The sequence below is a fragment of the Streptomyces zinciresistens K42 genome, from assembly GCF_000225525.1.
Taxonomy (GTDB): Bacteria; Actinomycetota; Actinomycetes; order Streptomycetales; family Streptomycetaceae; genus Streptomyces; species Streptomyces zinciresistens.
The window spans coordinates 19254-43487 of sequence record NZ_AGBF01000036.1; the positions used below are offsets into that span (position 1 = coordinate 19254).

Below are 24234 nucleotides of genomic sequence, written 5' to 3' on the forward strand. Positions count from 1 at the left end.
GCCTCGGGCCCACGGCGCGGAGCGGTGCCGGCGGGCGGCTCGGCCCGCTCAGCCACGCGCCCGCTGCGTCACGGCGATGCACACGAGCACCGCCGCCGCCGTGAGGGGGGCGGCCACTGTCAGGTGCTCACCCAGCAGCAGCACCGACCACACCAGTGTGAGCAGGGGCTGAGCCAACTGCAACTGGCTGGCCTTGGGGATGCCGATGGCCGCCATGCCCCGGTACCAGACGACCAGACCGAGGAACTGCGAGCCCGCCGCGACCCACAGCAGACCGGTCACCGCGTGCCAGGTCGGCTGGACCGGCTCGAACGACAGCGCCACCACCGCGGCCGGGACGCCGAACGGCAGGCACAGCACCAGCGCCCAGCCGATCACCTGCCAGCCCGGCATCACCCGGGCCAGCCGGCCGCCCTCGGTGTAGCCGGCCGCGCACACCACCAGCGCGCCGAAGAGATAAAGGTCGGCGGCGGTCAGGGCGCCGCCGCTCTGCTGCACGGTGAAGGCGACCACGGCGGCGGCGCCCGCGAACGCCGCCAGCCAGAAGGTGCGCGAGGGGCGGCTGCCGACCCGCAGGGCCGAGAACAGGGCCGTCGTCAGCGGGAGCAGGCCCACCACCACGGCGGCGTGCGCCGTGGTGGACGTCCGCAGTGCGAGCGTCGTGAGCAGGGGGAAGCCGAGCACCACGCCACCGGCGACCACCGCGAGTCCCGCCCAGTGGCGGCGCGCGGGCAGCGGCACCCGCAGCGCGAGCAGGCAGCCGCCCGCGATCAGCGCGGCCAGCACGCTGCGCACGGCGACCAGGGACCACGGGCCGAAGCCCTCCAGCCCCCAGGCGGTGGCGGGGAAGGTGAGGGAGAAGGCCGCGACCCCGAGCGCGGCCTGGAGGGTGCCGCGCACGGTCGGCGCCGCCCTCGGCGCGGCCGTGTCCGGTGGGGCCGCCGCGGTGGTGACTGCTATCGGGTTCGAAGCGGTAGCGCTATTCTCGGTCCTCATGTACGAGCGTAGCAGTGTCGGCGACCTGGCGAACCAGCTGCGAAGAGAGCTGGACCGCTACTCCCCGGGTGGGAAGCTCCCGTCCAGCCGGGCCCTGGTCGAGCGGTTCCGGGTGAGCCCGGTGACCGTCTCCCGCGCCCTCGCGCAACTCGCCGCCGAGGGCCTGGTCGTCACCCGGCCCGGCGCCGGCGCCTTCCGCGCCGAGCCGCACGCGCCGGCGCCCGCCGTCGCGGACACCTCCTGGCAGGAGGTGGCGCTGAGCGCGGACGGCGCGGCCGACCTGGTCCCCCGCTCGGTGGACGCCTCCGGGGTGCTGGTCTCGCTGGCCGTACCGCCGCCCGGAGTCATCGAGTTCAACGGCGGCTATCTCCACCAGTCCCTCCAGCCGGAGCGCGCCATGGCCGCCGCGCTGTCCCGGGCGGGCCGCAGACCCGGAGCCTGGGGGCGGCCGCCCATGGAGGGCCTGCCGGAACTGCGGGAGTGGTTCGCGCGCGGTATCGGCGGGCCCGGCGGAGCCGTCACGGCGGCCGAGGTACTGATCACCGCGGGCGGCCAGTCGGCCCTGACCACCGCGCTGCGGGCCCTCGCGCCGCCCGGCGCCCCGGTCCTCGTGGAGTCGCCCACCTATCCGGGCATGCTGGCCATCGCCCGCTCGGCGGGACTGCGCCCGGTGCCCGTGCCGGTCGACGCCGACGGGGTGCGCCCGGCCCTGCTCGCCGACGCCTTCCGGGCGACCGGCGCGCGGGCCTTCGTCTGCCAGCCGCTGTTCCAGAACCCGACCGGCGCCACGCTCGCCCCCGCCCGGCGCGGCGAGGTGCTGCGCATCGCGCGCGACGCGGGCGCGTTCGTCGTCGAGGACGACTTCGTACGGCGGCTGGTGCACGAGGACGCGGGACCGCTGCCGCGTCCGCTCGCCGCCGAGGACCCCGACGGCGTGGTCGTGCACGTCTGCTCGCTGACCAAGGCGACCTCGCCCAGCTTCCGGGTGAGCGCGCTGGCGGCCCGCGGTCCGGTCCTGGAGCGGCTGCGCGCGATCCAGGTCGTCGACACCTTCTTCGTGCCGCGGCCGTTGCAGGAGGCCGCGGTGGAACTGGTCGGCTCGCCGGCCTGGCCGCGCCATCTGCGGTCGGTGTCCGCCGAGTTGAGGGCCCGCCGGGACGCGATGACCGCCGCGCTGCGCCTGCGCCTGCCCGAACTCGCCCTGCCGCACGTGCCGTCCGGCGGCTACCACCTCTGGCTGCGCCTGCCCGACGGCGCCGACGAGGCCGCGCTGACCTCCGCAGCACTGCGCGCGGGCGTCGCGCTCACCCCCGGGCGGCCGTACTTCAGCGCCGAACCCCCGGCCGGACACGTGCGGTTGAGCTTCGCGGCGGTCGCGGGAACGGGGGAGATCCAGGAGGGGGTACGGCGGCTGCGGACCGCGTGCGACGAGGTGTTCCGGCCATCCCGGAGGTGACCGCGACACGGCCGCCGCCCGGTGGACACGGTTCGGCGCCCGCTCAAAACGGTTCGACGCCCGCCCCCGGCCCTGCGACGCTCGCGGCATGACCGACACGGCTCCGCCCCTCGCCGAGGGCTACGAGATCTCCACCGACACCGGACGCGTCGACCGCGCGCGCGTGCACCGCTGGCTCGCCACCGACGCGTACTGGGCGCTCGGGCGGCCGAGGGAGAAGCAGGACGCGGCCCTCGACGGCTCGCTCACCTTCGGGGTGTACGAGACGCTCTCCGGCGAACAGGTGGCCTGCGCCCGGGTCGTCACCGACCTGGCTACCTTCGCCTGGCTGTGCGACGTGTACGTCGACCCGTCGGTGCGCGGCAAGGGGATCGGCAGCGCCCTCGTGGGGGCCGTCCGCGAGCACCTGAGGCCGTACGGGATCCGGCGGATCCTGCTCGCCACCCACGACGCGCACGGCGTCTACGAGAGACTCGGGTTCGCGCCGCTGGAGAAGCCCGATCAGTGGATGGCCCTGTACTTCCAGTAAGCGCTTGCGCACCTACGGTCACCGGCGAAGAATGTCTCTTGACCTGGTCACTTCCGCGTCCCACCATCACCGCATGTCGCTACGGGTCACGTTCGTCGCGGCCGCGCGCAGCTCCTCGCTGCTCGCGGAGCGGTTCGAGGACGACCGGCCGCTGGACCAGGCCGGCTGGGACGAGGTGCAGCGCGCCGCGCACGACCTGCTGCCCCTGGCGGCCGCCGACCTGCGCTACTGCTCGCCGACGCCCCGCAGCCGCGCCACCGGCGACGCCCTCGGCTATGCGCCACTGGTCCAACTCGCCCTGCGCGACTGTGACATGGGCCGCTGGCGAGGGCTCACGCTGGGCGAGGCGATGGCCCGCGAGCCCGCGACCGTGGACGTCTGGCTCGCCGACCCGCGCGGCACTCCGCACGGCGGCGAGTCGCTGATCGCGTTCATCTCCCGGGTCGGCGGCTGGCTGGACACCCGGCCGGTGGCGGACGGCGACCGGATCGTCGCCGTGGCCGAGCCGTCCGTGATCCGCGCCGCGCTGGTGTACGCCCTGAAGGTGCCGCCGTCGACCTACTGGAACCTCGACGTGCGCCCCCTGTCGGCGACCACCGTCAGCGGACGCTCGGGCCGCTGGAACCTGCGCTTCGAGGGGGCGCCCGTTCAGCGCTCGCGGGCGTAGTCCGTGGTGAGGAGGAGGTCCTTGGCCGGGCCGCCCACCCGCCACACGGTCCGCCAGCGGCCGGCGTCCAGGACGGTGAACTCGCCCCGGTAGAGGTCCGCCGCGCAGGGGTGGCCGGCGACGTGGTGCCCGCGGGTCAGGTCCAGGTCGTGGAAGGGGCGGCCGTCGGCGAAGCACACCTGTGCCGTGCCCGGCCCGGCTCCCGGCAGGAAGCGCAGGGTCCGCTCGGCCGGGCGCGCGGCGCCCCGCCAGGCGAAGGTGCCGCGCTCGTGGTGCAGCAGGGCGCCGCCGGGTCCGTCCTCCAGCGGGCCGAAGGCGGTCGTGCCGGTGAACGTGCCCGCGTCGCCGCTCACGAGATCCCGCACGGACCGCTCGACCCGCCAGTTTCCGGCCAGATACGCCAGCACGTCCGCCACCGGCCAGAACTCGCCCATCCGCTTCCCGCCTCCCTCGGTGCCGCGCTGCCGCGGTGTGGCGCCCCGGACGGCCCGGCCCCGCCGCCCGGCCCGTCGACGCCTTCGACCCCGCCTGCCTATTCTGCCGTGCGCGGCGATGACCGACACCCGCTTGCCTACGCGCCGTGACCTCCTCCGCGCAGAGCTGGACGAGCCTCGGGCGGGTGGGTCAGAACCCGTCGCGCCCGAGGTCCGCGACGAACCCGGCCCACGCGTCCTGCGTGAACGCGAGCTGCGGACCGGCGCCCCGCTCCTTGGAGTCCCGTACGCGGACGGCGGTCCGGCCGGCGGCGACCTCGACGCACGCACCCCCTTCGCCGCTGCTGTAGGTGCTCTTGAACCAGTCCAGCCGTGTGGGCTGTTCGGCGTTCATCGGTCTCCCGGCATCTCCTCGATCAGGGTCGCGGACTCAGTCATGTTGAGCGTTTGTCCTCGGATGCTTCCGTACCGCGCGCCGTACCGTCCGCCCCACCCCCGGTGGGACCCCCCGAACCGCCCGCCTGCGCCACCACCCCGTACCACCGCCCGCTTCCGTCGCACCGGGGGCGAACCGCCGAACGTCCGGCCAGGTCACGGCCGTGCACCCGGACGCCCCTCCCTCCGCACCGGGACAGTCGCCCTCGTACCGCCCCACGTCCTCCACACCGTAGAACCATTCCGTCGCCCTCGGTGAGGTGATCCGGCAAACCGTCACCGTCACCGGTGAACCGACCGCCACCACCCACCGCTTCCGCCCCGCCTTCCCCACGAGCAGACACGGTGCCCACGCCGCCGAACGCCGGCTCGCCCCCTCGGACGCCGCCGCTGTGACTGAGCGCTTCAGATGGCGCCATCCGCCAGATCGAGCGCTCAGCCTCCATCCGGCCCGGAACCGTCCACCGTGACCGACCTCGAAAAGAGCCTCACGGACTACCCCTGGTCTGGGCATGATTCCCACCGTGCATGTGGATAGGGGCCATCGCGGCCAGGGACGGTACGCGCTGACGGAGACAGGAAGCGGCCACGTCTGGGGCGTCTGCGCCGAGGTGGAGGGATTGTTCCGGGAACCTCTGCGCGGGACGTACGAGCTGTTCGGCTGGGTTCCGGATGGAGCTGAGGTCCCGCGCGGCTGGGTCGGTAGCAGGGTGTGGCTGGTGCCGGAGGACAGGACGCTCGATGCCTGGCTGCTGGAGGACGCGGAGAGTCTCGGGCAGTACCCGGGGACGGACGGTCTTGTGCTCACCGGTCTGGACGACTACGTGGGCCCGCCCGAGGGGCACAGGGGGCCTGTCCGGCTGCACGATGGGTACCGGTGGCTGGGTTCCTGCCGGGAGTTCGCCCGCGTCCTGCCGCCCGAGCAAGTGGAACCTCCTCTCGCTTTGCGGGGGCTTGCCCCGAGTGATCGGCTACGGCGGGCACTGGCTACGGGCACCCGGCACACGCTGGACCAGGAGGAGGTCTGGCTTGAGATACGGGACGACCGGGGCGAACTGCTCACCGATCGGCAGCTGCGCCCCAAAGTCCGTACGTGGCAGCCGTCCTCCCGCGGGACGGAGCTGGTTGATCTGGAACTCGACGGATACCTCGCACCTGTACCGGGATACGCCCGGCCAGTATGGGAGCGCTGGCTTGCCGGCCCGCCGGACACCCCTGGTGCTTGGGCAGGGCTTGAGACCCGCCAGCGTGGGGCCTGGCTCGATCTCGTCCGGGAGCGGGGCTGTCGGCTCAAGCACCAGGACCGGTCCGGACACGCGTACGAGCTGGATGGCCGGCACATCACGGACGAACCGGGCCTCTACCTGGCACTCGGCGAGGCCGTCAACGGGCCGGGCGGCTACTTCGGCGGCTGCTTGGACGCGCTCGTGGACTGTCTGCGCGGCAACTTCGGCTATACCGCTCCCGCGACCTTGGTCTGGCGGGACGCTGCGACTGCACGCGAGCACCTGTCCCGCGTCCTGGCGCCAGAGGGTAAGCAATATGACCTAGTCGCCCGGGTGATCGAAGTTCTGACCGAGGGCGGGATGCGCGTGACCCTCACGTGAACTGGCCGAGCTGCCGCGGTAGTGACTTCAACGCTGCTGCCGGTCCGTTGGGCTACGTACGCGCCTGATATGGGAGCCCCGCTGGGCGCTGATGCCGACGGAGGGATCAGTCAGCGGCGGACAGCTTATGCCACCAGTGACTGCAACCGTTTGAGCAGTAGCGCTCGCGGCGTCGTCCGTCGGCGATTGCGAGCACCGCGACCAGCAGCCGGAAGGCCTTCCGGCGTTCGTCGCGGGGAGTCAGAGAGACGATCTTCCCCAGTTGATCGTCTATCCGACCACGCGTGATCAGCACCGCCGGCGTGTGCGTCGGGCGCAGACCGGCACGGTGGATGCTCTGCGGTCCGTCCTCGGCGACGGCACGTGCCTGGACACAGTGGTGGCGCAGAAACAGCAGGGCCTCGGACTGCTCCTCTGGGGCGAGTGCGTCGAACCATGCGATGCCCTGTGACATCGGGCGGAGCCCCTGGGCAAGCTCGTTGAGTATGACGTCGCGTTCGGTCATGCCGGTCTCCTATCGGGCAAGCGGCGCTTCGCCTCGGAGTCGAGGTCAGTGGAACCAGGTAACGAGTCGCACATGCTCTGCTCCATGGAGTTCGCTGAGTGTCCGCATCACGCTCCAGACCGGCCCCCAGTGGGTTTCGTCTCCGGCGACCGCTTCTCGGCTTCGCGTGCCGGAGCTGTCTGTTTCCTGCCAGTCGGTCGAGGCGAGCTCGGCCCACGTGATCCATGTCGTGCCGTGGGTGTCAGGAGATCCGCCGTAGGCGGCGTACTCGGTTTGGAGCCCCTCGGATGCGTCGCTCGAAAAGCCCCGGCTTTCGGCCAGAGGGCGGAAGCCGAAGTGGTTCCGGATGCCGAAGAGGCAGGCGAGGGCGTCGTAGGCGTTGCCGTTGTTGAGTAGGAAGAGGTCGATGGCGGCGTGCCACACGGAGTCCTCGTCGTAGGGGCCCAGAGGCGGGCACCTGGCCGGCACTCGATCATCCCGCTGACTTCGGTAGACATGTACGCATGCTGCCCGCACGGCCCGTGACTCGGCACCTGCTTTTCCTACGACCCGCTTCGCCAAGTGCGCAGGTGCCGCTATCCGCCATCAGGTGTGAGGGCCTCGCGGGCTGAGGCCCAGATGCGTTCGAACTCGGCCGCTGTGATTTCGGTGGCGGACTGGGTGTCCTGCCAGCAGTCCAGGCTGCCTTCGGCAAGGATGCCGTACTTGTGCTCGTAGACGGCCATCGCTGTTTGGTCACGCTGGTCGCGGAGGTCCAGGACCTCGCTCAGGGCGGTTGCAGTGACGGGCTGCAGGGTGGGGCCTTGCAGGTCGACGTGACGAAGTGCCCAGCTCTCGTTGTCGAGCTCGAAGTAGGACCAGGTGTCGAGCTCGTCGTAGTAGGAGCGGATCCATCGGGTGGCGTTGATGTGGCTACTCCTTGGGGGCGGAGGGTCGGGGGACCACTGCGGTGGGGGCCAGAGGTGCTCCTGAGCGCGCGGCAGCGGTGCACCCGCGTCGATCTGCCGCGCGAGAGAATCGGCGTGTTCGATCAGCAATCGTCGCAGTTCAGCGTAGTGGGGCAGAGGGTCGGGCCGGGTGAGCTGGAACCAGGTGGTATGGCGTCGGTTCGCCCAGGCGCGTTGGACGTGCTCCGGCTTGCCGGCCTCGATGAGGCGAGGTGCGAAAAGATGTTCGCCCTGGGTGATGCGTGTCCAGATGAAGATCGAGGCGTCCTGGCGCTTGCGGTCGTCGAGCACCGGCTGGACAGGGCCTGGGGTTGGCGGCAGGCGGCTGATGAGGCCCTGCCACTCGCCGCGGCTGAGGTGCCAGTCTTCGAGGACGGCGCGGCGGTAGTGGTAGTCGGTGGGGGCTGTGTCGGCGGCCAACTGCTCGGCGAGGTTGTGCAGGGCGTCTTCGAAGGCGGCGGGGCCTTGCCGGGACCGGGCCCAGCGGCGCGCATCGCTGGCCGGATTCAACTGCATCCGGCTGGGCGAGATTCCGAGGAACTCGGCGGCTTCGTCCATGGAGCCGCCCGCGACCCAGCGGACAAGCCGGATGGCCGCAGTCCGTCGCAGGATCTTGGGGGTGACGTCTTTCAGGTGACTGAAATGCTCTTCGAACCATTGGGGTTCGAGGAATGCCGGGATGTGCTCGGGCCGGTAGTCGCGCTGCGGGACATGCCTGACAGGCCATGGGGCCGCTGGTGCGGCCGAGAGTGCGGGTCAGTGGCGCCGCAGTTCGCTCCATGCGTACTGAGCAGGAGCTTTCCCAGCGCGTGAACTGGCGGGCCCAGATGCTTCTGGAGATTCCGTTCCTGGAGGAGGCGTTGATCAGGTCGGCCAGTGTGCTGCGTAGATCGTGTGCTTCCAGGAGCATGTGGGAGGCATGGAGGAGGGCTGCGCAAACCGCCGCATCGCGTGGTGGTGCCAGCAGGAGGCGGTTGCGTTCGCCGGAGGTGTTGCCCGCAGCATGGATGGTGCGGAAGTGCCTGTTCACCCGGGCGGCGAGGCCGTCGTCGATGAGGGAACGGGAGTGGGGCCATGACGAGCTGACCAGTGCGGTCACGAGCCTGAGGTCGGTGAAGTACCGAGAGGCTTCCCGGAAGGTCGGTCGGGGGCGAGGAAGCTGAGGATGTGTTCCTGGAAGCCGAGAAGCTTGTCGGTGGGGCGGAACCTCGCAGAGTGGGATTGCGCGGTATCCAGTCTGGCGCCGCAGGCCGGCGTGATCCGCTTGACGGGAGAAGGGATGGTGGCCCGCCTCCGGCACTGGGCGGGGTGCAGGACGCTGTCGTTCGCCCTGTGGATCAACAGGTCGGCTTCGTCCGCCGAGTCGCGGCATTTCAGGCATTCGTGTCTGAGGTAGAGCCTGTGGTCCAGGCAGGCGAAGACGACGGGGAGGTGCCACGTCTTTTGCCAGGCTCCTCCGAGCTGTTGGTCAAGAGGGGAGCCGTTACGTGACCGACGTCGCGGCCAGACCCGAACTGGGCACGGTCACCCCAGTGTTCCGCCTTCCTCCGCTGACCGCGCACACAAGTAGAGAAGGGTGCATGCAGGGGCTGTCGTCGGTCTCTCAGAACACAGGTCCTGTGGATACCGGTGTCCTCCGTCGTCATGGCACCGCGTAGGTGTCGATCCCGTCGTCACTCGTGGTCAGTCTCGGCCTCGTCGTCCGGCGTCGTGGACAGTCCGGCCGCGTCGGCGAGATCTGGGTCCTCCATGCTCTGGTTTCCAGCAGGTGTGTCCGACCCCTCGTTCGAAGTCCGGTCGCCGTCGGCGAGTGTCGGGAGGACATATGCCTGGGCCAGCCCCGCGAGGTGGAGTGGGAGGGGGAGAGAGAGGGCAGCGGCGTAGTCCGGGGCCTGGCGGAGCTGGTGCACGGCGAGGGCCAGCGCCTCGGGGCCGTCGGGTTTTTCCGGTACGGGGGCAGCCGGATCGTCATCTTCGTGGCAGCCCAGTACCGCGATCTCCACCAGGGTCGGGTTCCAGGCGCTGGTGCCCGCCTGCGAGGTGAGGTTGCCTGCTGCGTTGACCCGGGTGGCGAGGCGGTCGAGTGCGGGAGAGATCGCATGGGTTCCGGGGCGTTCGGTGGTGCTGTAGAAGATTCGCTCGCGCGATGAAGCCCTGTAGTGCTGCTGGGGATCCTGTGCCCAGAAGCCGGCCGGCTGTCCGTGGGGCTTGCCCGGGTCGGCCAGCCCCCACCACTGGGCGCTCTCGCGACCGCCGCATCCGCGCACGCGTACGAGGCGCAGTTCGTCGTCCAGTCGTCCTGCTGGGGCGTGGCCGGTCTTGATCAGATCGCGTTCGGTCTGGCCGTCCTGGAGCCAGGGCCAGTGCAGTCGGCTGTTCTGAGCGTGGGTGATCAGTGCGGTGGGTTGCCCTCGGAGGGAGTGCAGCACGCGTTGGAGGAATGCCGCGGTCTCCCTGCGCTGTTGGGCGAGGTTGCTGCGCCACTGCTTGCCGGTGACCCTAGGCGCATCGGGACGTGCGTCATCGTCTGGAGTCCCGGGTTCCGTGAACGCTTCGGGGTCGATCTCCGCCTGTTTCACCAGACCGAGGAGGAACTGCGGGTAGGGCACCCATTCCCCCGCGGTGTCATCCCAGCCGCGTACGGCTGCAAGGCCTTCCCCGGCCGCGAGCGGGGTGACGAGGACGGCCACAGGCAGGTGCTTGGGCAACCGGGTCGGACCGTCCTTACGACGTTTCACCATCCACACCGCCGCGTATTGCAGCGAGTCCGGAAGATCGTCACCGAGGGTGTGCTGGGGCAGGACGCGGACGCCGAGCTGGCGCAGTCCGTCGAGCCACGAGCTGCACGTGCGGTGGTCGAGGCTTTCCGCATTGTCGATCTGCCGGTCGGTGGACGGGGTGACGACGAACTGAGTCAACAGGCCCGCGTCGGCGCACCCGAGGCGGATGGCGAACTTGGGGTCCGTCGACGCCGGGCGGAATGTGCTGCGGTGTGCGACTTCCACGAGGGCGAGTTCGGGGCGGAAGGGGTCCGCGCCGTCCGTGCGGAGCCATGCGCGCAGGGCGCGGCGCCGTCCGACGACGGCAGCCGCGAGCGCCGCGCCTTTGCCCTTGACGGCCGGGTCGGGCACGAGCCTGTCGCCCAGTCCGTCGGCGAGGGGCAGGCAGCGCAGCCTGAGTGTGACCTCCGCCGTCCGCCACTCCAGGACGACCGGTGCTCCGGGCGTGGCCTCGTCGAAGTCCCGGTCCGTGACGTGGGCGGCACTGGCGCCGCCGTCGCCGTCGAGGCCCAGGGCCTTGGCGAACTGTTCCACTGCCTCGCTGCGTACCTCGGGCGACTGCCACAGCAGCCGGGCCTCCACCATGGGCGGGCCGGCCTGTTCCGGCCCGTGGGAGGCGATCCGGGCCTGTGCCGCGAGTGCCACGCGCCGTGCCCGGGTCTCGCGCAGCAGCTCGGTCTTCTTGGCCTCGTCGGTCTTGGGCTTGGGCCGCCGGTTCTCCGGAGCGCCGATGCCCTTGCCGCGTCCGCGCGTGAGGTCGGGTACCCGGGCCAGTGTTTCAGGGAGGGCCTGCTCGGCCCATTCGGTGAGCTGGGCCCGCTGGTTGGGCATGAAGCCGGTGCCGATCTCGTGCTTGCCCATTCTGGTGCTGTGGACCACGGCGGCGCGGACGCCGCGGCCCTCACCGATCCAGGAAGCCGGTTCGGTGAGGAGCTGTTCGGGGTCGGGGAAGTTGCCGGCGAGGCTGAGTCCGCGCAGGATGCCGGCGGTGTCGTTCTCCGACCAGACGAAGGTGTCGGCGGCCCGGTCGCGACGCAGGCGTGCCAGTGCGTAGCGTTCGGTGGCCGGTGCGCCCGGCAGCCAGGGGATGGTGGGCCGCAGGTAGACCGTAGTGGCCTCCCGGTAGGGCAGGTTGAGGCGTTTGGTGGTGGTCCGAGGGTGGGTCGCCCAGCGGCGTACACCCCAGTGCAGGTGGAGCCGCGGCCTGGGGTCGAAGGGCGTGGTGTGCAGGGAGATGTTCAGGAGGACGGAGAACCACCACTCCTTGCGTTTGACGGTCCGGCACAGAGGCTGCGACATGAGTTCCGCGCCCTGGTCCCGAGGCCCGCGGGGCAGCGCTCGGAACCGCAGCTCTCCGCCCTCGAACGGGAAGGGATCGAGGGTCAGGATGCGGCGTGCCAGGGCGTCGGTGGCGAGTTGGAACTGGCGCGGTTCCGGGGCGGCTGTGCCGCCTCCGGTGGTCGGAGTGGTGAGGAGTTCGACGCCTGTGACCGGCTGCCACTCGGGCAGGTTCTGCTTCAGCTCGGTGCTGCTCGCGAGCAACAGTGAGCGGAACCGGGGATCCTGTGCGGAGTCCTTGGGGCCGAGGGTACGCAGCCAGGCATCGAGGAGTTGCTGCATGGAACGGCCCGGAAGGGGGTCGGGCGCCGAGGCCGGTACATACATCCAGAAGTCCTCGGCGGCCCGCGGCCCCGGTTCCACGGGGATCCGCGGCCGGGGGCGGACGATCACGTCGGGGGCGAGGGTCTGGAGCACGCCGTCGAGTCGGCGGGTGGGCAGCGTCAGCTGCCGCTTCTCCTCGTCCCGCCCGTGGTTGTGCAGTTCGAGGAGTCCGGCATGCCAGTGCTCGGGGAAGGGAAGTGCGTGGAAGTCCTCGGTCCAGGGGGTGCCCTCCTCGGCCAGGTGGTAGGCGGATCGGCGGATGTTCTTGTACATATCGGTTCTCCCTGCGATGTCCATACGTAGGCGCTGAGGTTGCTCGCCAACAGTGCTGCTCAGGGCGGTGGTTGACGTATTTCAGTCGATCGGTCGCGGGCCGGGTGACGTCCCCATGGCGCACAGTGCTTCGTACAGCGGGCGGTAGAGGAGCTTGACGAGTGCGGCGTCGGCGGGATCGGTGCGCGCGCCGTACTCGACGGTGCCGGTGACCTTGTCGGTGTGGGCGAAGTACGGCGCCAGAACGTCCCGCAGCCTGACCAGCAGTCCGGGGTCGCCTGCGCGGCGTGGACGCCGGCCCTGGCCGGTGAAGGGGGCCTGTGCCGCGGCGAGTTGCGGTGCGAAGGCCGCGTCGACGAACACGACGCGGGCGGGTACGCCACCGCGGACGAGGCGCCCGATGACCTGCCAGATGGTGACGAGTTGGTCCCAGACGAAGGACTTCTTCTCGTCATCGGAGAGCGAGGAGTAGATGTAGGGCCGTGACAGTACGTGCCGCCACACGCCGCGTGCGGTGGTCCTGAAAGCACTGCCTGCCGCGTTCAAGTCCCCGGCCTGGGTGACCATGTCGCTGAACGTTCCTTCGTCCGGCAGCTCCAGCTGACCGCGTACGAACCGCGTCGCCCAGTCGTTGATGGCGAAGACCGCCAGGGACAGGTCGTCAGGGCGGGGATGCGGGCGGACCAGGAAGAACACCGTTCCGAACGCCGCCACCTTCTCCTCGCCGGGCCGTTGGGGGGCGGTGAGGATGTTGTGTCCTCGCTCCACGGCGAGGAGGGGCGCCACGAGCAGTTCGGCGTCCGGGTCGTCGGCGAAGGACGCGAGGTCCCCACGCCGGACCGCTCCCGCACCTGATCCCGTGCCCGGCGCCTGGCTCCCCGTCGGCGCCGTCCCGTCGACAGCGGCCTCCAGTTCGGCGTCGTCGGCGGCCAGGACTCGTACCCGGCCACGCCAGCGCGGGATCTCGTTCAGGGCGGTGGCGGCCACTTTGGCTTCCGCGTAGCTGCCCACCAGGAGCAGGGCACGTTTGCGGCGCTGGTCGGGGATTCGGGCGAGTTCGCTCTGGAGAGGGGAGGAATTGCCGTCGCTCCGGGATCGGGCGAGCCGGTCGATCATCAGGCGCAGGACGTCCTCGCGCTGGTCGGGGTCCTGGCCGGAGAGCCGGATCGGCTGTCCTGCGGTGTCGTACAGGAACTCGGTGCGGAACACGGTCTTCCGGATGGCGTCGAGAGCCTTGGGCTGCGGTTTCAGTACGGCGCGGACAGGTGCGAGGACGTGGGCCCGGGTAGAGGTGCCGGCCCAACTGGTGCCCGACATCAACAGCACGTGTGGGCCGGCTTTGCCGAGGCCTGGGTCGGCGCCGAGCTGGGGAAGACCCAGGAGCAGTTCCCGGCCCACGCCCGCGCAACGGAAGAAGCGCAGGGTGCCGGTACGGTGTCCGTCCTTGTTGCGGGCGGCGGCCCGTTCGTCCACCAGGTACTGGAAGCCCAGGACGTTGCCCATGGGCGCTTCGGGCAGCAGTGGCGCGTAGTCGAGGGGCGGGCGGCGGGTCAGCTCGTGGGCCGCGGAGTCCAGCCGTAGCGCTGCCTCCACCTGAGGCCACAGGAACGTCACCCGGTCCAGGCGTTGGTGCAAGGCGGCGAGGATGAGGGTGAATTCCAGCCGCCGTGCGTTGAGTTCACGCCACTCCTCGGTGAGTGGTACGTCCTCGGGAGCAGGCTCCTTGCCTCGCTTGGCAGCGGGCATGGGGCGCTGTTCCGGGCCCGGCGCTCCGACGAGGAAGGAGTCGAGGAGCGCGCGGACTCGGCGTCGTGTCCGCTTCTCATCGAGGGTGTGCAGGACGTCGTGGGCTAGGGCTGTGAGCTCGTCGGCGGGAGTTCCGTAGGGGCCGCGTCCGCCGAGCGGATCGTCGCGGAACGTGTCGAAGAACCCGGTGATCTCGGTGCGTCGATGCGCCCACGGAGCGTCGGGGATGTGGTAGTCGCCATCGGCCCCGAGCCCTTCCTCGTCCTCGTAGAGGGCGCTCTCGTCCTCGACATCCCCTTCGTTCGTGCTGTCCGGCCACCCGGCGGCCTGGCTTCGCGTCAGCGGGTACCAGGCGTGCAGCAGCTTCTCCTGGAGGGTCCAGGCACTGAAGTAGTCGATCTGCGCCCAGTCCCGCATCGCTCCGTCGTCGATGAGCATGGCGTACAGCCGGTTCGCGGCGGATCCGACGACGTCCAGGGCGGCGGACCACCGTTCCACGTCCTGGTCGGAGAGCTGCAGCCTTCCCTGCCGGGCGAGTTCGGCGATCTCGTGGGTCTGCAGCTGGTCGAGCCAAGAGTCGGAGACACCCTTGGTGACGAGCGTGGCCGACGGGGCGAACATCTGGTCGAGCTGCATCTGTACGCGGTCGGCCTCGTCGACGACGACGATGTCGCTGCGCAGGCAGGCCAGCTCCAGATAGCGCAGGCGCTCGGCGTTGAGCTGACGCGGAACCGCCGTCTGGACGAGACTGGCCGGGTTGGCCACCCAGATCAGCGCGTCCACGAGGTCACGCGCGGCGGAGTGCCGGGGGCAGACGCTCCACAGCGGGCAGGCGTGCGGGGTGCCCAGGTCCTCCTCGTCGCTGTCGGTGTCATCCGTGGCGTCCTCCCCGTCGACGGCGCCTCGGGCTCGTTCGAGCTCGCGTACCGCGCGCTCGGCCGCGGGCTCCTCGGCGGTCTCCTGGCGCCGAGCGGGGTGAAGGGCACCGCACGGCGCGTCGGTGTAGCGCAGGGGCTCGGACGTGTCGAGTGCGCGCAAAGCGTCCAGTGGGCAGGCGGTGCTGAGGTGGGCGAAGACGGGACCGGTGTGCGCCAGCAGGGAGTGTTCTCCCCGTGCGGCGAGTCTGCGGTGCAGCCGCTGGGTGTGCTGCGGCCGCGTCGTGCCCCCCTGTACCAGGGAGGCGCTCAGACCGAGCGTGCGGAACAGCTCGGTCAGCGTCAGCTGTTCCGCCACGTCGCCGACGACGAGTGTGATGCGCAGGCCGTTGTGGTACGCCCAGACGGCGAGCAGGGTCATCAAGGTCGACTTGCCGGCGCCGACCATGCCGACGAGGTGGGTGAGCCGGTCGAGCGGCAGCGCGGACGCCTCTTCGAAGTCTGTCCCGTCCGGGGTACGGGTGTCGAGGTCGAGTTGGGCGAGACGCTGCTCCCAGTTCCCCGCCTTGAGCCCGCGCCGCTGCTCCTCCGTGTCCATCCACCGTGCGACGTCCGCGAGTTCGTCGAGTGGCACGTCGAGGGGGCCTGCGGTGGCCGGGCGTTCGGCGGTGAGGGGGTGGCCGGGGAAGGGGTCCCGCACGAGATCGGCGGGGACCGTGACGGAAGTGCGCCGGTGGCGGCGGTCCATGAAGCGGTGTTCGCCCGCCTCCGCCGGGGGAAGCACCTTCGTGGCGAAGCCGGGGAGGTTCGCGAGCGCGTCGTCGTAGGTGGTGAAGCGGTCGGCCGCCACCTTGAGGGGGACCCGATGGGCGGGCTCCCCGGCCGCCGGGACGCGGTACGCGCGCAGCCGTTCGGGCAGTTCCAGGTAGGCGTCCAGGCTCTGCTGCCACATCCGGCCGCGGCGCATCGGCCAGAGCAGGTGCCGGGCCGCGGCCAGCGCGACCTGTTCGGTGGTGCCATTGGGGAGCTTCGAGGCCCGCGCGAAGGCGAGGCCGTAGCCGCCGAGGAGCGTCCACGCCCCGTCGGCAGCGTGACCGGGCGCCACGGTCTCCATCAGCCGCAGAGCGAGCTCGACCTGGCAGAGCAGAGCGGGCCGCGTCCCGGCGTGTTCTTCGGGCCAAGGCCTCAGCGTGGCGACGACCGGCTGGTACCAGCTGCTGCGGTCACGCATGGTCTGCTCCCTTCTTCCCGGTGCGGTCGGTCGCCGCGGTCTGGTTTCCGGACCGGGACGACGCTGTGCCTGCCCCGTCGTGCCCCCTGGCCGGAGGCACGGTGTGCAGGGGCGCGATGGACGCGTCCGGCCCGCGTTCGCCGGACAGCCGCAGCCGCGCGGCCCGTTTCAGCTGGTCGTCCGTCAGCAGCCGAAGACCGCCCGCCCCCGCGCCCCGCTCCTTGGCGTACATGGCCAGGTAGTCACGGCGGGCGCGCACCCGGAATTCGGGCACCACCCAACAGGCTTCGTCGTACGGGGGCTCGGGGCGGACGGCGGTGGCGGCGCGTCCGAGGAAGGCGGGGTGTGCCCAGTCCTTGACGTCGACGGCCCACACGTGACCGTCGGGGAAGGTGATGCGAAGGTCGTACGCGTCGAAGCCAGGCCACATCTCGACGGTGAGGCCCAGGGCGCGTAGCTCGCCCTCCAGAAAGACCTCGGCGCGTCCGGGCCCGGTGACGAACTGCCGCAGAGGTTTCCGCAGTTGACGCAGCTCGCCCACCTCGAACGCGACGAGTTCCCGGCCGTGCGGTGGGGGACCTTGGTGTCGGCACTGGTCGCGCTCGCACCACCACTCGGTGTCGGACACTGGATGGAGCAGGGTCAGGCAGCGATGACAGCACAGGTACGCGCCGTCCCGGCGGAACCCGAGCGGGACGGGGGCGTAGATCTCTTCGACGAGGAAGCGCACCGGGTCGAGGAAGAGGTCGGTGCTCACCTCGGCCCAGTCCGCCTCGGTGAGGACGGGCTGATTCACCAGGAGGCGACGGAAGGCCGTGTACGACTCGGGCGATGACATGGCCCGGCAGGCGCGCAGCGCCTCGTGGATCACCAGGCGGTCGTACTGCCGTCCGGTGCTGTCGCCATGCCCCTGCACGGTGAGCTCGTGGCAGAGCTGCGAGGGCTCCCCGGAATCCTCGTCGATCAGCCGGTCCGCGGTGTCGAACAGGTCGGTGGGCAGTCGGTCCAGGGGCCAGCTGCCCAGGGGGCGAGCGCGGGCCCAGCGCATCATCTCGGGCACACCTGCCGGGGGCTTGGCGCCGTTGCGCAGGCACTGGAGTACCAGGGCGTCCAGGGCCCGCTGCGCGCCCGCCGGGTAGGGCAGAGTGAAGGAGTCGAGGCGGTCGACGGCCGCCAGGTGCAGTACGGCGGTGGCCACGTCCCGCAGGAGGACGACATCGGGGTTGGACAGCCAGTCCGGTACGAGCTGTTGGTCAGGCATGGGGCGTGGCGTCTCCTCGCGGCGAGGTCTGCGTGTCGGGGCTCGGCGTGCGCGGATGGTCGGTGACGTAGGCGGTGCCGGGCCGACACCAGGTCCGGGCCTGACAGCCGTGGCAGTGGCGTCCGGTCCTCGGTTCGTAGGTGGTGTCGTCCAGGAGTGGCTGGGCGAGTTCGGCGATGACGGCCCGGGCTTCGTCGACGTTCTCGGCGCGGCCGGGGTCGATGGGTTCGAGCCGACTCTCCCCGTGGCCTTCACGTAGGTGCTCCAGTTCGACCCAGGAGTGGCTCGGGTCGTCGCCGAGCGCTCCCGCATGGAACAGCAGCACACCCAGGGCGAGTTGGGGATAGGTGCGGAGCAGGGAATCGCGTTCCCACAGCGGGCGGGCCGACGTCTTGGTCTCGCGCCAGATCCACCGGCCGCGGTGGGTGTACACCAGGTCGGGTACGGCGAGGACGACGATGTCGAGTTCGGGCACGTAGGCCGTGACCCGATGCTGCACGAGCACCCGCTCGTCAGCGTCAAGTCCGTTGAGGGGGCACAGGAGCCGGTGTTCCGCGAGCATCCCGGCAGCCTCGCGTGCGGAGGTGTCGTCGAGTCCGGCCCTGGCCCGTACCGCCGTCGGCTCGGGGATCTCGCGGTCCCGGCAGCCGCGCACCGGGCGTTCGGCGTGTTGTGCGTCGAGCCAGGCGTCGACGGCTCGGCCGCGCTGTGCTCCCCGGTCCTCGGCCGAGAGGTCGTTGAGGTGCAGGCGCCGCACCAGGTGGTACTGGGCGGGGCACTCGGCGTGCAGCCGCAGGTCCCAGACGGAGAGGGAGCGGCGTGGGCGTGCGAGAGCCGGAGGGTGCCCGCCCCACAGCCGCGGGGTGCGTTTCAGATCCGTGCAGCCGTCGATGGCCTTGCAGTCGACACAGCTCTCCCCGGGCCGCACGCCGAGTTGGGTGGCAGCCGTGACGAAGGCAGGCACGGCGTCGTCCCTGAACCGCTGCCTCGCCTCGGCGGGGTCTTCGGAGAGCAGCTCCTCCACGGACCCGTCGGCGCACCCGACGTCGAAGACGCGGACCAATCGGGGCAGGCTGGTGCTCTCGGTCGCGGTGGGCGGAGGCTGGGCGCGTTGCCTGCGGCGAGGCGTGGGCGCGCCGAAGGCCATCACCTGCACCACGGCCCCGAGCTCCGCGTCGGGGCGGCCGGTCTTGGCCCGGCCCATGGAAGGCAGCCACAGGTCGCGCACCTTTCCGTCGGAGGAGGCGTACATGCGGCCCCAGAGGGTGTGCTCGTACTGCCGGGCGCCACGGGCGTCGGGAGCGTCCGTGCGGGGAGTGCGCCACGTCCATGGCTGCTTCACCGGCTTGGTCTCAGGCAGCCCGGCCTCGACGGCGGCTGCCTGTTCGCGGGTACGGGCGGCCACGTAGCGTTCCAGGGCGTGGGCGGTCCAGGCCAGGTGGGAGGGGTGGACCGGGCCACCCCATCCCCGGAAGGGACCGCGGGTGCCCCGGAGTTCCTCGCGTACCCGCTCCACCGACCATCCATCGTGTTCCAGCAGGTCGAGGGCGGTGAACAGCGGGCCGAATGCGAACTCCTCGCGGGGTGGCCGCCGGAACGGCACGGCCGGGTCGGCGACGAGCAGGGGCCGCATGGCGGTGCGTCGGTGGGTGGGACAGGCCGCGTCGTCGGGCCGGGCCATCCGGGGGCTCGCCCTGATCAACCAGTCGTGGCCGACGACGCCGGGTGGGTTCTGCACGGTGACCCCCGTGGCAGGCGGTATGGGCAGGAGGGTGCCCAGAGCAACGGGAGTCCGAGGACGTCCGGGCACCACTAGAGCATGGCATAAATCTGTGAACTGAGTCCATGGATGGCTCGTGTCCAGAATCTTTCACGCTACGCTGGTGGGTCTGATGCGCAGTGGTGCGAAGGGGCACAGTGGTGGACGCGGATACGTACAAGCCCGGCGTGGGTGATCTGGTCGACGGGCGCTACGAGTTGAAGGACTCTCTGGGCAAGGGCGGGATGGCCCAGGTCTGGCGGGCCCGAGAGGTGTCCGGGGGGCGGGAGGTGGCGGTGAAGTTCCTGCGCCACGACTCCGAGGCCCTGTACTGCCTCGACCCGTATGAGCGTGAGGCCGAACTCGCCGTCAGGAACGCCCGGTTCCGGCGCGAGGCCAACCTCCTGGGCACGCTCGATCATCCGGGAATCACCGAACTCTACGGGAGCGGATCGCACCTGGGCGTCCCCTACATCGCCATGCGCCTGGTGACCGGAGTGAGTCTGCGGACGTTCCTCGACGAGCACAGCCCCCTGCCTCTGGCGACGGCGGTTGCCGTCGCCATCCAGGTGGCAGGGGCGTTGGCCTGCGCACACACGCTCCCGGTCGTACACCGGGACCTCAAGCCCGCGAACATCATGATCGATGAAGAGGGGTGGGTCGTCCTCATCGACTTCGGCATCGCCAAGCCGCTGCACGCCGACGCCACCCGTTACACGGCGCACGGTTCGACGCTTGGCACCCGCGGTTATCTGGCGCCGGAGCAGCTCCTGGAGCGCGAGCCCACCACGCGCACGGATGTCTACTGCTTCGGCTGCATCTTCTACGAACTCCTCACCGGGCGGCCCCCGTTCCCGCTCGGCCCGGAGTCCGGCCTGACCGACAAGCACCTCAACGAGGTGCCGCTGCCACCGAGCACGTACGCCGCGGGCATCCCGGAGCCGATCGGCGATCTCGTACTGCGGATGCTCGCCAAGAAGCCCGAGCAGCGCCCGGCCGTTGACGAGGTCCTGGAGGTCCTCGACCCGTTCGCCCCGGGGGTCGGCGATCCCGAGCCCCGGCCCCGCACCCACCCCGACCCCACCGCCCCCATGCGTCGGCCGCCGGATCGGGCTGTTCGTCCGCGCCCGGTTGCTCTCACGCTGCCTGTCGCGTCCGCACCGGCCGATGAGTGGCTGGACGCCCGCGTGGTGGAACAGTTCTGCGCGCAGGCCGAGTCGGAGATCGCGTCCGGTGAGCCGGGCGACGCGACCGACCGGCTGCACGGTCTGACAGAACGGGTCCGCAAGGAGTGGGGTGAGCGGCGCCCTCTGGTGCGTCGCGTGTGGCAGGGGGCCGCGGACGGATTCCGTCTCTCCGGCAACTTCGGCGCTGCGGCCCGCCTCTACCAGGCCGTCGACAACGATCTCATTCACGGGGACGGCCCGGCCGAGCGGGCCGATCGCGCGCTGCTCCGCCTGCGCCTGGCTGAGTGCCGGCTCACCTTCGGGGAACTGGAAGCGGCCATCGCGACGGTTGACGCGGCGGGCCGCACCGCCGCCGGACTGCCACCGGAACTCGCGGCCCGTGTCGAGGCCGTACGCCACGCGGTCGACGCCCAGCTCACGGCCCGCCTGGCCGAGCCCAGGCGCAGGGAGGCGTGATGCGCCGACTGGTGTGGGTGAGCCGGTGTGCTACGCCTGGTGGGCCAGGCGTCCGGCAGCCAGTTCGTCGCCCAGGTCGCGGACAAGGCTGGTGCCGAGGTCGGCTGCGCGGCGCAACAGCCGTTCGAAGGCGGTGAGTTCGCGAAACGCCTCTCCGTAGCGCCGCTGTTCTCCGAGGGGAACCTGGCGGATCTGAAGCCGGCGGACGTCGATGCGGGAGGAGTTCGTGGTGTGGGTGCCGGCCTGCCGGGCGTTGGCGGGAGCCCGCAGTGAACCGGCGAGGAACCAGGCGTCGAGCTGTTCGGGCTGTACCCGCACGGCATGCAGTTGTGGGCCGAGGGCGGTCGGCGGCCCCTCGTGGACCCAGGCCGAGAAGGCACGGGCGACGCCCACCACCACGATGTCCCCGGGTTCGGCGATCACGGCCTCGCCGACCGCCGCGGTGCCGGGAGCGAGCCAGCTGCGGGGTTCGCCGTCCACCAGAAGATCGGGGACGGTGAGGAGGGGGATGCCGTCGTCGGACGGCGGGCCGGCGTGGATTGATTCCTCTGGCGGCTGCTGACCACCGCGCAGGGTGAGCGCCCCGGCCCGGGCGAGCTCGCCGACTGTTGTTGCCGTCGGTGTGTCCGCCGCGGCCGTGGCGAGGTCGAGCGCCGCGAGCAGCCTGGCCGACTTGTTCACGTTCGCGGTGAGCCCAGTGAACTCCCGCCAGGATTCGGTCAGCCGGGGTGCCGTGTCCGCCGGGGACGGGGCAATGTGGCGTCCAGGGGTCAGGTCGACCTCGTCGTTGAGGAGTTCGATGACGGGCACCTGTCGTGCGTAGGTAGCTGCCTGTGGGGAGTCCGTCTCTTCGACGGCCTCGCGCACGAAAGCGCTGATCGCCGCCCAGTCGGGGGTCCACTTCTCCTCCGGGTCCCGGGGGAAGCGCGAGGCCGCGTCGGCGACCAGCAGCCGATCGCTCACCGGTGTGCCTTCCCCGTGGGCGGGCATCCGCAGCACCCACAGGTGCAGGGAGACGCTGTGCGGTGCGGCACAGCCCGGCGGCAACGCGACGACGGCCCGCAGTTGCCCGGTGCGCAGCAGCGAGCCGCGGATGCGGCGGCCGGCCTTCCTGGCCGCGACCGCGGGCGGCAGCACCAGTACCGCGGCGCCGCCTGGCCGCAGCTGGGCCAGGCAGTGCTGCACCCAGGCGAGTTCGGGCTCGGTGCGCGGGGGAAGGCCGTGGCTCCAGCGGGCGTCGGTGGCCAACTCCTCGTATCCCCAGTCCCGTTCGTTGAAGGGCGGGTTGCACAGGACGATGTCGGTGGGGGTGCCGGAGAACGGGTCGTCGCGCAGGGAGTCCGCAGCCCGTACGGCGACTTGCGCCCACTCCTTCTCTCGGTGGCCCTCGCTCTCGGCGAGGGCGATGCGGGAGTCCGCCAGCGAGGCGAGGACGGCGTCCCGGTCACTGCCGAGCAGCGTGAGTGCCTCGGCGCCGGATGCCCTCGCGGCTTCGGCCCCGGCCAGGAGGAGATGCCCGGGGCCGCACGCAGGGTCCATGACCGTGGTGCCGCCGGAGCTGCCTGGGCTGTCGCCCGCCGCGCCGCCCGCCGCCCTGAGGGCGAGCTGCGCCATGAGGGATGCCAGCGGTGCCGGGGTCGTGGCGATCTGGCGCACATGGACGTCGAGCCAGCGGCGCAGCAGAAACGCGAACGTCTCCGTGCCCCCTTCACGCTGTCCGAGATCCACGGCCCGTTCGATCAGCTCCCGTGTGTCGGGACGAATCTCTTCGCCTTCGTCGCTCACCCGCCCGGAGAGGAGCCGTCCTACCTCGGCGATCGCGGCCCCTGTCTCGTCACGCCCGCCGAGCGCCTCGAAACCGGGCCAGAGCCATTCCCTCTCGGCGGACTTGTTCAACTTCTTGTTGTCGCGCAGCCAGCCCTCGATGTCGGTCAAGGAGAACTGAGGGTTGGCGTCGGTGCCGGCGATCCGCTCGGGGAAGGACGGATGCCGCCGCCGCCAGTTGCTCACCGCGGCTCGTCCGACACCCGCAAGACGGGCGATTTCGGCCAAGGTCACCGGTACGGCGCGAGACGTGGACATCTACACTCCCAGGGCATTTCTGGTGGAGGGGGGACTTTTCCCTCGGTAGCGGGTGTGTGATCAAGCCACCCTTCCTCCGAACTGCATCCGTCAGCGTACATGACCATTGACTTTGTTCACAGATGTGTGATGGCAGGTTTTGGGGTGTATGTCGCGTTCCGGTCGGTGGGGCGCGAGGGTCAGTGCGACGGCCGGCCGTGCCGCCCGGGCGTCGCCCCTGTCCGCCCCGATCGGCCGTTCCGCCCCGATGCCGCCCATGCCCGCACCGGCCGGGCCTCCGGCCCCATCGGGTGGGTGAAGGGCCGCAGCGGGTCGACCTCGGCCCACGGGACGAGTGCCTGTTCGGGGGTGCGGCGCTCGGGCAGCCACACGGCGAGGCGCCGCCACACCTCGCCGGCGTGGGCGGGCCGCTCGCCGGGGTCCTTGGCCAGCAACTGGAGTACCAGGTCCTCCAGTTCGGAGGGGATGCCCGCGCGGAGCCTGCCGGGTGGTACGGGCGGCCGCTCCACGATCATGCCGGGCAGCATCAGTTCGGACTCGTGGGTGAAGACCGGCTCGCCCGTCAGCATCGCGTACAGCAGACAGCCCAGCGCGTACAGATCGGTGCGGGGGTCGACCGGCTTGCCCCGCACCTGTTCCGGCGCCATGCACTCCAGACTGCCGGGGCGCTCGCCGGTCGTGGTGAGGCCGGTGGTGTCCGGGTCGAGGAAGGCGGCGACGCCGAAGTCCAGGACCTTGACCACGCCGTCCGTGCGGATCACGACGTTGCTGCCCTTGAGGTCGCGGTGCACGACGTCGCGGGCGTGCACCGAGCCCAGGACGGAGGCGATCTGGACGCCGATCGACGCGGTCTCCTCGATGGAGAGCGGGCCCTCCTCGGCGATCCGGTCGTCGAGCGGGGGCCCGATCACGTACTGCATGACGAGAAAGCGGGTGCCGTTCTCCTCGCCGAGGTCGTAGACGGTGGCGAGGCCCGCGTGGTCGAGTCGCGCGACGGCCTGCGCCTCCCGGCGGAACCTTTCGGCGTCGCGGGCGCGCTGCTCCTTCGTGAGTCCCGGATCGACGTTCATGGTCTTCAATGCCACGTCGCGGCCCAGGTTCTCGTCGTGGGCGAGCCAGACGACTCCCATGCCGCCCCGGCCGATGAGGCGCTTGATCCGGTAGCGACCGGCGATCAGTGTTCCGGTGTCCATTCGCGCTGCGGCCCGTCCCCTCCGTGCCCTGCCGCGCCCTGCCCGGGCTGGTGTCAGGGAGAGTGTGACACGGCGGTGCCTCGAATGCCGCCCGCGCGACGCTTTATTCGTTGACTGAGTTCACATGCTCTGTTCTCATGGGGTGAAGACGGG

The 24234-nt window shown here is 71.1% G+C and carries 17 protein-coding genes; 5 read left to right on the plus strand and 12 right to left on the minus strand.

The window, feature by feature from the left end:
* Positions 1 to 48: 48 nt before the first annotated feature.
* Positions 49 to 996, minus strand: coding sequence for a DMT family transporter (locus SZN_RS13975; protein WP_043730531.1), 948 nt, complete (start codon positions 994 to 996; stop codon positions 49 to 51).
* On the opposite strand from SZN_RS13975, the gene SZN_RS13980 reads away from it, so the two are divergent.
* The 3 genes from SZN_RS13980 to SZN_RS13990 all read left to right on the plus strand — a co-directional run bounded on the left by SZN_RS13980 (position 995) and on the right by SZN_RS13990 (position 3648).
* Positions 995 to 2452: an aminotransferase-like domain-containing protein gene (locus SZN_RS13980; protein ID WP_007495423.1), complete on the plus strand. Its 1458-nt coding sequence runs from the start codon at positions 995 to 997 to the stop codon at positions 2450 to 2452. The two genes, SZN_RS13975 and SZN_RS13980, sit on opposite strands and share 2 nt — an antisense overlap.
* A gap of 88 nt (positions 2453 to 2540) precedes the next feature.
* The gene (locus SZN_RS13985; protein ID WP_007495425.1) at positions 2541 to 2981 is read left to right on the plus strand and encodes a GNAT family N-acetyltransferase; all 441 of its coding nucleotides are present in this window, start codon (positions 2541 to 2543) and stop codon (positions 2979 to 2981) included.
* Between the two features lie 73 nt (positions 2982 to 3054).
* A complete protein-coding gene (locus tag SZN_RS13990; RefSeq protein ID WP_043730535.1) occupies positions 3055 to 3648 on the plus strand; it encodes a histidine phosphatase family protein in 594 nt (197 codons plus the stop codon).
* On the opposite strand, the gene SZN_RS13995 is transcribed toward SZN_RS13990, so the two are convergent.
* Both SZN_RS13995 and SZN_RS14000 read right to left on the minus strand, forming a co-directional pair.
* Positions 3630 to 4082, minus strand: a complete 453-nt coding sequence (locus SZN_RS13995; RefSeq protein ID WP_007495429.1) for a DUF6314 family protein — start codon at positions 4080 to 4082, stop codon at positions 3630 to 3632. The genes SZN_RS13990 and SZN_RS13995 overlap by 19 nt on opposite strands.
* A 190-nt stretch (positions 4083 to 4272) precedes the next feature.
* Positions 4273 to 4476 (minus strand): DUF397 domain-containing protein, encoded by a 204-nt coding sequence (locus SZN_RS14000; protein WP_007495431.1) that lies wholly within the window; start codon positions 4474 to 4476, stop codon positions 4273 to 4275.
* 553 nt (positions 4477 to 5029) lie between these two features.
* Here SZN_RS14000 and SZN_RS14005 point away from each other — a divergent pair.
* The gene (locus tag SZN_RS14005; RefSeq protein WP_007495433.1) at positions 5030 to 6124 is read left to right on the plus strand and encodes a barstar family protein; all 1095 of its coding nucleotides are present in this window, start codon (positions 5030 to 5032) and stop codon (positions 6122 to 6124) included.
* Positions 6125 to 6230: 106 nt separating this feature from the next.
* Here the strand turns inward: SZN_RS14005 and SZN_RS14010 are convergent, their stop codons facing one another.
* From SZN_RS14010 to SZN_RS14050, 7 genes are all read right to left on the minus strand, one after another.
* On the minus strand, positions 6231 to 6629 hold the full coding sequence (locus SZN_RS14010) for a DUF5958 family protein (RefSeq protein WP_007495434.1): 399 nt from the start codon (positions 6627 to 6629) through the stop codon (positions 6231 to 6233).
* 45 nt (positions 6630 to 6674) lie between these two features.
* A complete protein-coding gene (locus SZN_RS14015) occupies positions 6675 to 7052 on the minus strand; it encodes a hypothetical protein (protein ID WP_244313354.1) in 378 nt (125 codons plus the stop codon).
* Positions 7053 to 7204: 152 nt separating this feature from the next.
* The gene (locus SZN_RS42535) at positions 7205 to 8134 is read right to left on the minus strand and encodes a hypothetical protein (RefSeq protein ID WP_007495436.1); all 930 of its coding nucleotides are present in this window, start codon (positions 8132 to 8134) and stop codon (positions 7205 to 7207) included.
* Between the two features lie 1115 nt (positions 8135 to 9249).
* Positions 9250 to 12291 (minus strand): pPIWI_RE module domain-containing protein, encoded by a 3042-nt coding sequence (locus SZN_RS14035; protein WP_007495437.1) that lies wholly within the window; start codon positions 12289 to 12291, stop codon positions 9250 to 9252.
* Positions 12292 to 12372: 81 nt separating this feature from the next.
* A complete protein-coding gene (locus SZN_RS14040) occupies positions 12373 to 16143 on the minus strand; it encodes a pPIWI_RE_Z domain-containing protein (RefSeq protein WP_007495438.1) in 3771 nt (1256 codons plus the stop codon).
* Positions 16136 to 17404 (minus strand): pPIWI_RE_Y domain-containing protein, encoded by a 1269-nt coding sequence (locus SZN_RS14045; RefSeq protein WP_007495439.1) that lies wholly within the window; start codon positions 17402 to 17404, stop codon positions 16136 to 16138. The genes SZN_RS14040 and SZN_RS14045 overlap by 8 nt, the downstream gene beginning before the upstream one ends.
* Complete coding sequence (locus SZN_RS14050; protein ID WP_244313355.1) at positions 17397 to 19142, minus strand: PD-(D/E)XK nuclease family protein; 1746 nt, start codon at positions 19140 to 19142, stop codon at positions 17397 to 17399. Before SZN_RS14050 ends, SZN_RS14045 begins: the two co-directional genes overlap by 8 nt.
* Before the next feature lie 182 nt (positions 19143 to 19324).
* On the opposite strand from SZN_RS14050, the gene SZN_RS14055 reads away from it, so the two are divergent.
* The gene (locus tag SZN_RS14055) at positions 19325 to 20806 is read left to right on the plus strand and encodes a serine/threonine-protein kinase (RefSeq protein WP_007495443.1); all 1482 of its coding nucleotides are present in this window, start codon (positions 19325 to 19327) and stop codon (positions 20804 to 20806) included.
* Between the two features lie 30 nt (positions 20807 to 20836).
* Here the strand turns inward: SZN_RS14055 and SZN_RS14060 are convergent, their stop codons facing one another.
* Together SZN_RS14060 and SZN_RS14065 are read right to left on the minus strand one after the other, a co-directional pair.
* A complete protein-coding gene (locus SZN_RS14060) occupies positions 20837 to 22888 on the minus strand; it encodes an N-6 DNA methylase (RefSeq protein ID WP_043730547.1) in 2052 nt (683 codons plus the stop codon).
* 179 nt (positions 22889 to 23067) lie between these two features.
* Positions 23068 to 24081 carry a serine/threonine-protein kinase gene (locus SZN_RS14065; RefSeq protein WP_007495447.1) on the minus strand — a complete coding sequence of 338 codons (1014 nt, stop codon included), beginning with the start codon at positions 24079 to 24081 and terminating at the stop codon, positions 23068 to 23070.
* Positions 24082 to 24234: the final 153 nt, after the last annotated feature.